This is a genomic window from Streptomyces sp. NPDC086023 (assembly GCF_044540325.1).
Taxonomy (GTDB): domain Bacteria; phylum Actinomycetota; class Actinomycetes; order Streptomycetales; family Streptomycetaceae; genus Streptomyces.
The window spans coordinates 1-12,562 of record NZ_JBITRX010000001.1 but is presented as its reverse complement, the minus strand read 5'-3'; the positions used below and the strand labels follow the sequence as shown (position 1 = coordinate 12,562).

Below are 12,562 nucleotides of genomic sequence, written 5' to 3'. Positions count from 1 at the left end.
CCCCAGACCCACCGGGTTCAGTGGGCTTTTGCGTGTGCCGTTATGACTATTCCACCCGGAAGCCCGGCCACGCGACGCCCCCGCACGACCCCCGGGTGCACACGCCCCCGCAGCGGGGCGCACGGAACCGGCCCCGGGGCGCACACCGGAGAAGCCCCCGGCTACCTGGGCGTGACGAACAGGCTCTGCACGCCGCGCCCGATGGGCCCCTTCTCGTCGTGCAGCACCGAGTCGGCGAGCCCGATCCCGGCCGCGTCGACGCTCGTACGCGCCTCCACGCACACCCACTCGCCGACGGGGTGCCGGTGCAGGTGCACCGTCAGATCGGGATTGACGAACACGAACTTCCCGAAGTCCAGCACGTTGCTCACCCCGTTGCCGGAATCGGCGGCGACCAGCACCCGGTCCAGCGGCCGAGGCTCGTCACCGGCCACCAGCGGCACCCGCATCCGCATCCAGCAGGTCCCCGGACCGGTCTCGGTGAACGCCCCCTCGGCGAACCGCGTCTCCATCGCGGTGTGGTACCCCACGTCCCAGGGCACCGGGAAGAACGGCGTCTCCCCCAGCTCCCCCGGCGGCGCCACCCGCGGCCCCGGCGCCACGGCCGGCACCGGCTCCGCCGCTGCCCTGATCCGCAGTGCCCGTGCCAGCATCACCGGCGCGTCCGCTCCCTCGGGCACCAGCGCCGCCTGCACGACCTCCGTACCGCGCCCGGCCCGCAACACCTCGGTGGTCACCCGCAGCGCGCCGATCGGCACCGGCCGCAGGATCTCGTACGTCACCCGGGCCAGCCGCATGTCCTCCCGCGCCCCGGGCCGCTCCTCGACGGCCCGGCCCAGCAGCGCCGCCGGCGGCCCCGCATGCTGCGCCCCGGCATCCCACGGCCCGCGCGTGAACTCGCTCGCCACGTAGTGCCCCTGGCCGACCCGCTCGTAGAACGCCTCACCCATCCCGGCAGGCTACCCATCAGTAGCCTGGCCCGCCAGGCCCCACAGCGAGCAGCGGCCGCACAAGCCCCCGGCGTCAGCGGGCGACCGCCAGGGTCGCGCCCAGGCCCACCAGGACCGAGCCGATGGCGCGGTTCAGGGCCTTCTGTGCGCGGAGCATGCGGTTGCGGAGGGCCGGGGTGGAGAAGAAGAGGGCCACCGCGGAGAACCAGGCCACGTGTGCCAGCGACATGAAGAGGCCGTACGCGGACTGCTGCCACAGCGCCGTGTCCGGGCCGACGACCTGCGTGAAGGTGGAGACGACGAAGAGGGTGGTCTTGGGGTTCAGGACGTTGGTCAGGAAGCCCCCGCGCAGCGCGCCGAGCGGCGTCAGGCCGGGCCCGGCGGCCAGGTCGACGGTGAGGTCGGCGCGGGCGCGGAAGGTGCGGACGCCGATGTAGACGAGGTACGCCGCACCCGCGAGCTTGATCGCCGTGAAGAGGGCGGTCGAGGAGGCGATCAGCAGGCCCACGCCCAGCATCGTGTACGCGACGTGCACGAGCACGCCGGCGCCGACGCCGGCGGCCGCGAAGAGGCCGGTGGGCCGCCCGTACAGGTAGCTGTTGCGGACCACCATCGCGAAGTCGGCGCCCGGGCTGATGACGGCGAGCACGGTGATGACGGCCACGGCGATCAGTTCTGTCATGCTCCCGATCCTTCCCCGAGGCCCCTGTGCCGATCAACGGAGATCCGGATACTGGGAGTTGTGATCACACTCCGGGACTTCGACCTGGCGCGGGACGGCGCGGCACTCAGGGACTGGGTCGGCGGCTCGCGGGCGGGGCTCGTGACCTGGGCCGGCACCACCTTCGACTGGCCGCTGGACGACGCCCAGCTCGCCGCGTACGCCGCCGACGCCCGGCTGCGGAAGTTCGCCGCCGCGGAGACCGCGACCGGCGCGACGGTGGGGCACTTCTCCCTCGGCGTACCGCCCGGGGGCGGCGAGACCCGGCTCGGCCGGGTGATGATCGCTCCGGAGGCACGCGGCCGGGGGCTGGCCCGGGCCATGCTGACCGAGCTCGTCCGGTACGCCTTCGAGGAGCTGCACGTCCCGTCCCTCACCCTCGGCGTCTACACGCACAACACCCGCGCCCACCACCTCTACGAGAGCCTCGGCTTCCGCACCCACCGGGTGCTGGCCGACTGCGTGGAGGTCGACGGCACCCCCTGGACCGCACTGGAGATGCGGCTCACCGCTCCGGGCCCGACGGCACCCGGGCCCGCCGGATGGAGATGAGGGGACAATGAGGGGTCCCGCACCGCACCCAGGAGCCCACCGTGCCCCACCCGACCGCCCCCGCCCACCTCCAGGCGGACTGCGCCAGCTGCTTCGGGCTCTGCTGCGTGGCCCTGCCCTTCGCCGCCTCCGCGGACTTCGCCCGGAACAAGCCGGCGGGCACGCCCTGCACCAACCTGCGGGACGACTTCCGGTGCGGCATCCACACCCGGCTCCGCGACGAGGGCTGGCGCGGCTGCACCGTCTTCGACTGCTTCGGCGCCGGCCAGAAGGTCTCCCAGATCACCTTCGGCGGCCGGGACTGGCGCGCCCACCCCGGCACCTCGCGCGAGATGTTCGAGGTCTTCCCGGTCATGCGGCAGCTTCACGAGCTGCTCTGGTACGTGACCGAGGCCCTCACCCTCCCCGCCGCCCGCCCCGCGTACGACGGGCTGCGCGGCGCGCGGGAGAAGGTCGAGGCCCTGACCCGCGCCGACGCCGCGACGCTGGCCGCCCTGGACGTGGGTGCGCTGCGCCAGGAGGTCAACGTCCTGCTGCTGGAGACCAGCGAACTCGTACGCGCCGGGGCGCCGGGCCGCAAGAAGAAGAACCACCGCGGCGCCGACCTCATGGGCGCCCGGCTGGCCGGGGCCGACCTGCGCGGCGCCAACCTCCGCGGCGCGTACCTGATCGCCGCCGACCTGAAGAAGGCGGACCTGCGCGGTGCGGACCTGATCGGCGCCGACCTGCGGGACACCGACCTCGCCGGCGCGGACCTCACCGGCTGCATCTTCCTCACCCAGGCACAGCTCAACGCCGCCCGCGGCAACGCCGCCACCCGCATCCCGCCGGCCCTGACCCGGCCGGCGCACTGGACCTAGGCACGGGAGCCGCCGGGATCCCCGCCCGATGGTCCCGGGCCCGCCGCGTACGAACGCCACCGCGCCGCCGACCGGCTCGTGCTCCGGTCGGCGGCGCCGTGCGGTGGGGGTGCTACGGGAGCGGGGCCTGGACGTCATCCCAGGCCTCGATGCACGTGACCGGTACCGGCCCGTTGATGGTGCAGTGCGTGCGCCACACGACCCCGCCGGTCGTGATCGCGTACACGTAGAGGTCGTTGCCCTGAAGGCCCGCCGAGACGTCGCAGACGTTTCGGGGGTAGTCCTGGTTGTTGGACAGGTTCAGCCACGTGAGGTTGCCGAAGCCGCCCATGCCACGGGCGCGGTGGCCGAGGTAGGTGTTGCCCTGCTCGTTGAGCGCGGCGACGAACTCCTGGGAGTTCATGTCCAGCACGTTGTCGACCGAGACACACGGCGCGGCAGGCCCGGGGGGCCCGGACGGCCCCGGTGACCCGGAAGGCCCAGGCGGCCCAGACGGTCCGGGCGGGCCCGAAGGCCCGGGCGGACCAGGAGGTCCGGGCGGGCCGGGGCACCCCTTGCTGCCGGTCGGCAGCGCCTGACCGACCAGTCCGGGCGCCTCCCCGGCCGATCGCGGCCGCGGCGGCTTCGGGCAGTCGTCCCCGCCCCCGCCGCCCGCCTTCGTCACCTGGGCGGCCGTGCCGGCGCTGTTGTCGGCGAACACCGGACTGCTGAGGCCCGCCAGGCCCAGCGCGATCGGCAGTACGAGACCACCGACGAGCGCAGCCTTGCGTCTAGTCCTGGAATCAGGACCCATACGTCTGCTCCTTCGTCGTACCGAACCTCGGACGCTCCGGCCGGAAGCAGGTGGAGCATCCCCCGGAACACGGCCCGGCGATGGAACGAAAGCCGGAATGTCGCACATATGTCAGCGCTTTGGCCGTACGGGCCTCCCGCCGCCTACGCCGAACGGGACCACCGAACCGGCACAAACCCCCGTACAACGGAAAGCACCACCCCGTGGACACGCGTGAGCCCGAACGGCTCCCCCACACGGGCGACACCCTTGGCCCGGTCGCCGGTCATTGCCCGGCGTCACCCCCCGTGATACACAGAGTGACCATACGGGCTTTCGCATACAAACGGTCCGGGCCCCCGCCCGGAGCGGCTCCGCGCGAGGTCAGAGCGCCCGAAGCGGACGTCAGCGGACCGGCGTACCGAGAGATCGGGCAAAGATAGCCGCCAAGTCGACATACGGCGGCGGTTTCATCAGGGAAGATAGTGCGTGACCCCTGCCGGAGGGCACGGGCTGACGGAACTACCCAACAGGGGCGGTGAGTTACATGATCCTGGCAGCCGAAAAGGGCGACATCACCACCATCATCGGCGGAATCGCCCCGAACTGGGGCCCGTTCGGGAGCCTCGGCAACGAAGCGAAGGTCATGATCGAGGTGGTCATGGCCGTCGCAATCCTCCTCTGCCTCGCCATCGCCATCTGGGGCGCGGCCAAACAGCGGATCGGCGCGACCGCCCTGCGCGACACCTTCAGCGCGGAACAGGGCAAGGGACTCATCGTCGCCGGGCTGACCGGGGTGTTCATCATCGGATCGCTCGGCACCCTCTTCACCATCGTGTACGGGATGGCCGTCTAGCCCCCGCAGGACGCCACCCGACCGCACGCCGGCCCCCGCCGCCCCCGTCCCCGACCCCTCTGCACGTCCACCGCCCACCGGCTGAGGTTGCGTTTCCTGATGACGACTCACCACTCCGCGCCCATGCGGGAACCGGCACAGCTACCGTCGTACCACGACACTGCTGAGGGGGCGGGCGCGGCATGAGCCACGACGAGGGGTACGGCTACGACGACGGCGAACGGGTCGGCGGTACGGGCCAGACCCGCACCCGCCTCCCGGACGCCCCCGGCGGGGACCCGTACAGCGGTGCCCGCCGCCCCGCCCGCGCCTCCCGCGGACTGGTGACGGTCGTCGGCGTCGTGGTGCTGCTCATCGCCGCGATCGCGTTCGCGAACCAGGGCGGCGGCAAGGAGGAGGCGGGCAGCGGCGACGCCAAGTCCCCCACCACCGGCGCCACCGCCCCCACGGGCACCCGCCCCGTCGCGGGCCGGCACAACGGCGTGCCGGCGGGCTTCGGGCACACGGAGCAGGGGGCGGCGTCGGCCGCCGCCAACTTCGCCGTCGTGCTGAACTCCGACGCCATGTACGACGCGCGGCGCCGCCGGCAGATCGTGGCCGCCGTCGGCAACGAAGTCTCCCTGACGCGACTTCAGGCTGCCTACGACAGCGCGTACTCGGCGGAGCTGTTCAAGAAGATCGGCCTCACCGACAACGGAACCGCGCCCCCCGACACCACCTTCGTCAGCCGCACCTCGCCCGTCGGCACGAAGGTGCTGAGCTACACGGACGCCGCCGCCGAAGTCGACGTCTGGTGCCACGGGCTGTTCGGGCTCACCGGCGAGAAGTCGACCAAGCCCGTCACCAGCTCCTGGTACACCCTCACGGTCAAGCTCACCTGGAACGGCTCGGACTGGAAGGTCCTCGGCACCACCCAGCGGACCGGCCCCACACCGGTCACCGGTGACAACCCCGTCTCCAGCTCCGACGACATCGCCGGGGCGGTCAACGAATTCGGAGGGTTCACCTATGCCCGGTAGCCCCCGGCGGCCCCTGCGCCACGCCGTCACCGCCAGCGCCGCAGTCGCGGCCGTACAGACCGCGCTCGTGCTCTTCGCGACCCGCGCCACGGCCGCGCCCGCCCCGACGCCGACGCCCACCAGCGGCACCGCCTCGCCGGCACCCTCGGGCAGCAGCGATCCCTGCGCGCTGCTCGGCGGCGGCGCCCTGAACGCCTGCCGCGGCCAGGCGCCCGACGGGTCCGCCAACCCGCCGAACTACCGCTCCCCCGGCGACCCCGGCTCGTCCCTCGACCCCCTCTCCTCCCTCGCGAAAGGCTGCGCCGACGCCGGCGCCTGGATCGTCGGGAAGCTCAGCGAAGCGGTCAAGGGCACGGCCAACGTCGACTTCACCAACGCCGCCTTCCTCCGCCAGTACGCCGTCGTCTTCGCCGCCTCCACGGTGCTGACGCTCGTCCTCTGGCTGCTCGCCGTCGCCAAGCGCGCCATCCGCGGCGTCCCCCTGACCACCGCCCTCTCCGAGGCCATCGGCTTCCTCTGGCTGACCGTCCTCGCCTCCGCCTTCACCCCCCTGATCCTCTACACCGTCGTCTCCGCCACCGACGGCGTCACCGAGGTCATCGCCACCGGCACCGGCAGCCAGACCGACGTGTTCTTCGGCTCCTTCGCCGAAGCGCTCAAGAAGGGCGAGGACATCGGCGGCGGACCGATCATGCTGATCGTCGTCGCGCTCGTCACCGTGCTCGCCGCCGGCGTGCTCTGGCTCGAACTGGTCATCAGGGCCGCCCTGCTCTACGTCGGCGCCCTCCTGGGAACCGCGGTGTACGCCGGACTCGTCGACCGCAACATGTGGGGGCACGTCAGGCGCTGGGCCGGAATCATGATCGCGGTGATCCTCGTGAAGCCCGTGATCGTCATCGTCCTCGGCCTCGCCGGGGCCCTCGCCGGCGACGACGGGCCGGACGCGTTCTCCGCCGTCGTCTCAGGACTCGCCATCATCCTCCTGGCGATCTTCGCGTCCGCGATGATCTACCGTTTCGTACCCGGCTTCGGTGACGAGATCGCCTCCGCCCGTACGAACCGCAAGCAGGCCACCGACGGCGCCCAGGCGGCCGCCGTCATCAGCTCCCCGGCCTCGCTCGTCTCGCAGGGCATCAAGACCCACAGCAGCCGCGGCGCCCACCGCGCCGGCGGCGGCGAGTCCAGGCCCGCCAACCCGCTCGCGGGCGGAGTGGCGGCCCACAGCAGCCGGGGCTCCTCCGGCGGGACCGGGGTCGGCGGCGGAACTGTCCCCTCCGCCGCACCCCCGCCCCGCGGCTCCGGAGTGAGCACGCCGCACACCAGCAGGTCCACAGGCACAGGAGGTGACGGGCGTTGACGACCCAGTCCCATCAGATCCACCCGGTCGCACCCCGCCGTACGTACCTCATCGGCCGGGCCCGGCCGAACGCGGTCATCGGCAAGAACCGCGAGACCGGCGAGATCGCGCTGATCATCTTCGGCGCGTTCCTCGGGATGATGAGCGGACTGCTCGTCCCCCACCTGATGCTGCGGATCATCAGCCTGGCCGGCTTCCCCATGCTGGCGCTGATGGCTGTGTACGTCCCGTACAAGCACCGCACCTTCTACAAGTGGTTCGAGATCAACCGCAGTTACAAGCGGACCCTGCGCCGGGGCACCACCTACCGCTCCGGCGCCATGGAGGCCGGCACCCGCGCCGCCGACGGCCGCGAGGTCGAGGTCGGGCCGCCTCCGGGCATCGGCCGCATCAGCTGGCTCGCCGCACCCTTCGGGCCGGACGAGATCGCCGTACTGCTCCACGCGGACCGCCGCACCGTCACCGCCGCCATCGAGATCGAGGGCCCCGGCGTCGGCCTGCGCGACAGCGAGGACCAGGAGGCCCTCGTCGACCGCTTCGGCACCCTCCTCAAGCACGTGGCCAACGGCGACGGCTTCGTCACCCGCCTCCAGATGCTCGCGCGCACCCTGCCGGCGGACCCCGACGCACACGCCAAGGACGTCGCCCAGCGCGGCGACCAGCAGGCCCCCGGCTGGCTCAAGGACTCGTACGACCAGCTCCAGTCCATGGTCTCCACCTCCAGCGAGCAGCACCGCGCCTACCTCGTGGCCTGCATGCACTACACCCGTGAGCTGGCCGCCGAGGCCCACGCCATGGCCCGTGCCGCCGCCCCCCAGAAGGGCCGCCGGCTCGACAAGGACGCCGGCCTCGCCGTCGTCATGGCCCGCGAGCTGACCGACATCTGCGCCCGCCTCGCCGAGGCGGACATCCGCGTCCGCCAGCCCCTCGGCCAGGGCCGCCTCGCCTCCCTCGTGCACTCCATGTACGACCCGGACCACCCCATCGACCACATCCAGGCCATGACCAAGCGCAACGCCTGGCCGGCCGAACTGGACGCCGTCGAGCCCACCTACCTCCAGGCCAAGACCCGCGAGTCCCAGACCCGCGCCCCCTGGTGCCACGCCACCGCCTGGGTGAAGGAGTGGCCGATGACCCCCGTCGGCGTCAACTTCCTCGCCCCGCTGCTGGTCCACACCCCCGACGTCATCCGCACCGTCGCCGTCACCATGGACCTCGAACCCACCGAGATCGCCATCGAGCGGATGCTCACGGAGAAGACCAACGACGAGGCCGAGGCCTCCCGCGCCGCCAAGATGAACCGCACCGTCGACCCCCGGGACATCGCCGCCCACGGACGGCTCGACCAGAGGGGTGAAGATCTCGCGAGCGGTGCGGCGGGGGTCAACCTCGTCGGGTACATCACCGTGTCGTCGCGTTCACCGGAAGCCCTCGCCCGCGACAAGCGGACCATAAGGGCCTCGGCGGGCAAGTCGTACCTGAAGCTCGAATGGTGCGACCGCGAGCACCACCGCGCCTTCGTCAACACCCTGCCGTTCGCCACCGGCATCCGACGCTAGCTGGAGGGCAGACCCGCCATGCGAGATCCGCTGTCCGCGTTGACGGACGCCTTCACCAGCTTCCTCTTCGGGAAGGTCGAGACCACCCGGCTGCCCGTCCGCACCTCCACCGGCCAGGCCCAGGCCGTGTACCTCCCCACCGCGGCCCCCGGCCTCGGCGACTCCGGCGTGATCATCGGCCGCGAGGTGTACAGCGGCAAGGGCTACATCTACGACCCCTTCCAGCTGTACGGCCAGCAGCTCCCGGCACCCCACTGGCTCGTCCTCGGCGAGTCCGGCAACGGCAAGTCCGCGCTGGAGAAGACGTACGTCCTGCGCCAGCTGCGCTTCCGCGACCGCCAGGTCGTGGTCCTCGACGCCCAGGGCGAGGACGGCGTCGGCGAGTGGAACCTCATCGCCCAGCAGCTGGGGATAACCCCCATCCGCCTCGACCCGGTCGCCGCCGCCGACGGCGGGATCCGGCTCAACCCGCTCGACCCGGCCATCACCACCACCGGGCAGCTCGCGCTGCTGCGCACCATCATCGAGGTCGCGATGGGGCACGGCCTCGACGAGCGGGCCGGCTTCGCCCTCAAGGTCGCGCACGCCTACGTCAACGAGACGATCCTCGACCGCCAGCCGGTCCTCACCGACATCGTCGAGCAGCTCCGCCATCCCGAGCCGGAATCGGCGGAGGCGATGAACGTCGACATAGACGACGTACGCGCCTGGGGCCTGGACGTGGCCCTGGTGCTGGACCGCCTCGTCGACGGCGACCTGCGCGGCATGTTCGACGGACCGACCACGGTCGGGATCGACCTCGACGCGCCCCTGATCGTCTTCGACCTGTCCCACATCGACCGCAACTCCATCGCCATGCCCATCCTCATGGCGATCGTCGGCGTCTGGCTGGAACACACCTGGATCCGCCCAGACCGGAAGAAACGCATCTTCCTGGTCGAAGAGGCCTGGCACATCATCAACTCGCCCTTCGTCGCGCAGCTGTTCCAGCGGCTGCTGAAGTTCGGGCGCCGCCTCGGCCTGTCCTTCGTCGCCGTCGTCCACCACCTGTCCGACGTCGTGGACGGCGCCGCCGCCCGCGAGGCGGCGGCCATCCTCAAGATGGCCTCCACACGGACCATCTACGCCCAGAAGGCGGACGAGGCACGGGCCACCGGACGTGTCCTCGGCCTGCCCCGATGGGCGGTCGAGATCATCCCCACCCTCACCCCGGGCATCGCGGTGTGGGACGTCAACGGCAACGTACAGGTCGTCAAACACCTGATCACCGAGGCCGAACGCCCCCTCGTCTACACCGACCGGGCCATGACCGAGTCCTCGGCCTCCGCCGGGCACACGCTCCCCGCCGACCTGCTGGCGGCCGAACTGGAGGCGGAGGAACGCGCCATGCTGATCGAGCAGGGCCTGCACGGCGATTCCGCGGAATCCACGGTGGCGTGAGATGCCGCGGGACGCATCACGGGGGCACGCCGGCGGGGGGACGCACGGAGGGCAGGAACAGTCCCGGGGCGTCCCCGACGCCCTGCTGGTGGGCCTCCTGGCCTTCCTGCTCGGACTGACCGTCCTGGTCTGGACGGCGACCGGCCTCGCCGCGCTCTTCGCACGCGGCGCCTGGCCGGACACCGTCACCTTCTCCCGTACGCCCGTCGCCCTGCGGCAGCTGGTGGCCCAGCCGCACGACCTGGCCGGCGCCTGGCCGGACACGCCGCCCGCCGCACTCTCCGGCTGGGGCCTCTTCTGGGGCATCCTCATCAGCCAACTGCTGGTGCTGTTCGTGCTGGTGATCTTCGCCATGGGCGTGCTGGCCCGCCACAAGGCCCGCCGCGCCCTGGCCCGTACGTCGCCGCCCGAGGCGTACGAGCCCCCGCCCTCGGAGCCCTACGAGCCCCGGCACCCGGCGCAGGCCAAGGCACCCGCACCGCCGGTACGCACCCCGGCCCCGGCACCCGAAGCCCCGGCGGCACCCGCCGCGCGGGAACCCGCGCCCGAGCCCGAGCCCGAGCCCGTACCCGCCCCGCGCCCCGCGGAGGCACCCGCGGCGGCCCCCACCAGACCCGCGTGGGGGGAGGACGACGCCAAGGGACCCCAGGTCCGCTACGCCGGCCCCGAGGACCGGTACCGCGCCGCGGCCCGCCGCATCGCGGAGGCGGAGGGCGCCGCCCTCGTGGTGACGTCCTCGCCCGCCCTCTGGGCCGCGACGAAGGACGCCCGGGCCAAGCTCGGCCCCGTCCTCCTGTACGACCCCACGCACCAGTGCGACACCCCGGCCCGGCTCCACTGGCACCCCGGCACCGGCTGCGCCGACCGGGACACCGCGGCCGCACGGGCAGTCGCCCTGCTGGCCCCCGTGCGCCCCCAGGCCCGCATCGACGCAGCCGTGGCCGACACCGCGGAAACGCTCCTGCGGAGCTGGCTGCACGCCGCCGCCCTCGAAGACCGGCCCTTCAAGCAGCTGCACCGCTGGGCCCTGGGCGCCGGCACGCAGGAGCCGGTACGCATCCTCCGCACCCACCCCAAGGCCGCCCCCGGCATGGCGGGCGAGCTGGAGAACGCCCTCACCGCGCACCCGGAGCGCCGGGAGATCGCCCGCGAGCTCACCGCACGGGCCCTGTCCTCCATGTCGTCCGTGCACATCAGGGACGCCTGCACCCCGAATCGAACCGACTCGCTGGCACTGGCATCTTTCCCCGCCGAAGGGGGCACGCTCTACGTGGTGGGTGAGCCCATCGAGGATCCCCGGACCTCTCCCGGAGCGATGCCCCTGCTCACCGCACTCGCGTCAAGCGTGGTCGAGCACGGCCGCCGCATGGCCGCACGGTCATCCGACGGTCGGCTCGACCCACCAATGACCCTGGTGCTGGACGACGTCGCGGCCGTGGCACCCGTGCCGCAGCTGCCCGCACTCCTCTCCCCCGGCGTGGGAGACCCCTCGCTGCCCCTGCTGGCGCTGCTGCGCAGCCGCGAGCAGGGGCGGGCCCGCTGGCCGGGCGCCGAGCTGCCCGAACTGCCGAGCGTCACGCGCGGCTGAGCGCGTACTCGACCTCACGGGCCCCGGTGGTGCCGGGCACGGGCACGGTCTTGCCGGTGGCGGCGAAGCCGAAGCGCCGGTAGAAGGCGGCCGCCCTGGCGTTCTCCTCGTGCACGAAGAGGCGTACGCGCTCCAGCTCCGGCTCCCGGAGGGACCAGGCCCACTCGACGGCCGCGGAGAACAGGGCCTCGATCAGCCCGGTGCCGCGGTGCTCGGGCCGCACGTAGACGCCGACCAGGTGGGCCTGGTTCTGCTCGATGGGGTCCTCCAGCACGCTGTCGCTGCCGGCCCGCTCCACGAGCACGCTGACGCTCCCGCCCCAGACGCCGGCGGCGTCCTCGGCGACGAACTGGCGGACCACGTTGCCCGAGGCGGCTCCCTCGGTGCGCTCCTGCCAGAAGCTGTCGGGCCGCGCGGAGGCGGCTTCGTGGGTGTCGAGGAACGCGATGTGGGCGACGGGGTCGGCGAGGGAGGCCAGGCGGATCTCCTTGACCTTCTCCCACTCGTCGGCGCGGACGGGACGTATGACGTGCTGCTGGGCTTCCTTCTGGATCATGGATGGATCCTACGCAAACGCAGAGAAGCCCCGCACCACGATTCTTTCGAATCAGGTGCGGGGCTTTCCCACAATGATTGTTCGGCGGCGTCCTACTCTCCCACAGGGTCCCCCCTGCAGTACCATCGGCGCTGAAAGGCTTAGCTTCCGGGTTCGGAATGTAACCGGGCGTTTCCCTAACGCTATGACCACCGAAACACTATGAAGTTGACCAACCGGGCAGAATCACGGTCGTTACTTCAGAACTAACACAGTGGACGCGAGCAACTGAGGACAAGCCCTCGGCCTATTAGTACCAGTCAGCTCCACCCGTTACCGGGCTTCCACATCTG

12 protein-coding genes and 1 rRNA gene are annotated in these 12,562 nt (G+C 72.2%); 8 read left to right on the top strand and 5 right to left on the bottom strand.

Features of this window, described 5'->3' with window-relative positions; all coding sequences use genetic code 11:
* Positions 1-161: 161 nt before the first annotated feature.
* Entirely contained in the window at positions 162-950 is a 789-nt protein-coding gene (locus ACIF6F_RS00065; protein WP_399938932.1) for a thioesterase family protein, read from the bottom strand.
* A gap of 73 nt (positions 951-1,023) precedes the next feature.
* The gene (locus ACIF6F_RS00060) at positions 1,024-1,632 is read right to left on the bottom strand and encodes a LysE family transporter (protein WP_399938930.1); all 609 of its coding nucleotides are present in this window, start codon (positions 1,630-1,632) and stop codon (positions 1,024-1,026) included.
* A 60-nt stretch (positions 1,633-1,692) separates the two neighbouring features.
* Between ACIF6F_RS00060 and ACIF6F_RS00055 the strand changes: the two genes are divergently transcribed.
* Positions 1,693-2,223: a GNAT family N-acetyltransferase gene (locus ACIF6F_RS00055; protein WP_399938926.1), complete on the top strand. Its 531-nt coding sequence runs from the start codon at positions 1,693-1,695 to the stop codon at positions 2,221-2,223.
* A 41-nt stretch (positions 2,224-2,264) separates the two neighbouring features.
* Positions 2,265-3,083 (top strand): pentapeptide repeat-containing protein, encoded by an 819-nt coding sequence (locus ACIF6F_RS00050; protein ID WP_399938923.1) that lies wholly within the window; start codon positions 2,265-2,267, stop codon positions 3,081-3,083.
* A gap of 112 nt (positions 3,084-3,195) precedes the next feature.
* Here ACIF6F_RS00050 and ACIF6F_RS00045 read toward each other — a convergent pair whose 3' ends face one another.
* Positions 3,196-3,486, bottom strand: a complete 291-nt coding sequence (locus tag ACIF6F_RS00045; protein WP_399938921.1) for a hypothetical protein — start codon at positions 3,484-3,486, stop codon at positions 3,196-3,198.
* Between the two features lie 916 nt (positions 3,487-4,402).
* Here ACIF6F_RS00045 and ACIF6F_RS00040 point away from each other — a divergent pair.
* The 6 genes from ACIF6F_RS00040 to ACIF6F_RS00015 all read left to right on the top strand — a co-directional run bounded on the left by ACIF6F_RS00040 (position 4,403) and on the right by ACIF6F_RS00015 (position 11,674).
* Positions 4,403-4,711 carry a hypothetical protein gene (locus ACIF6F_RS00040; RefSeq protein WP_399938919.1) on the top strand — a complete coding sequence of 103 codons (309 nt, stop codon included), beginning with the start codon at positions 4,403-4,405 and terminating at the stop codon, positions 4,709-4,711.
* A 182-nt stretch (positions 4,712-4,893) separates the two neighbouring features.
* Entirely contained in the window at positions 4,894-5,730 is an 837-nt protein-coding gene (locus ACIF6F_RS00035) for a hypothetical protein (protein ID WP_399938918.1), read from the top strand.
* The gene (locus ACIF6F_RS00030; RefSeq protein ID WP_399938916.1) at positions 5,720-7,087 is read left to right on the top strand and encodes a hypothetical protein; all 1,368 of its coding nucleotides are present in this window, start codon (positions 5,720-5,722) and stop codon (positions 7,085-7,087) included. The genes ACIF6F_RS00035 and ACIF6F_RS00030 overlap by 11 nt, the downstream gene beginning before the upstream one ends.
* Positions 7,084-8,646 (top strand): SCO6880 family protein, encoded by a 1,563-nt coding sequence (locus ACIF6F_RS00025; RefSeq protein WP_399938914.1) that lies wholly within the window; start codon positions 7,084-7,086, stop codon positions 8,644-8,646. Before ACIF6F_RS00030 ends, ACIF6F_RS00025 begins: the two co-directional genes overlap by 4 nt.
* Positions 8,647-8,664: 18 nt before the next feature.
* Complete coding sequence (locus ACIF6F_RS00020; protein ID WP_399938911.1) at positions 8,665-10,086, top strand: ATP-binding protein; 1,422 nt, start codon at positions 8,665-8,667, stop codon at positions 10,084-10,086.
* 1 nt (position 10,087) lies between these two features.
* On the top strand, positions 10,088-11,674 hold the full coding sequence (locus ACIF6F_RS00015; RefSeq protein ID WP_399938908.1) for a type VI secretion protein: 1,587 nt from the start codon (positions 10,088-10,090) through the stop codon (positions 11,672-11,674).
* Here the strand turns inward: ACIF6F_RS00015 and ACIF6F_RS00010 are convergent.
* Positions 11,661-12,230 carry a GNAT family N-acetyltransferase gene (locus tag ACIF6F_RS00010; RefSeq protein WP_399938905.1) on the bottom strand — a complete coding sequence of 190 codons (570 nt, stop codon included), beginning with the start codon at positions 12,228-12,230 and terminating at the stop codon, positions 11,661-11,663. The genes ACIF6F_RS00015 and ACIF6F_RS00010 overlap by 14 nt on opposite strands.
* 79 nt (positions 12,231-12,309) lie before the next feature.
* Positions 12,310-12,426 (bottom strand): 5S ribosomal RNA (gene rrf, locus ACIF6F_RS00005).
* Between the last annotated feature and the right edge of the window lie 136 nt (positions 12,427-12,562).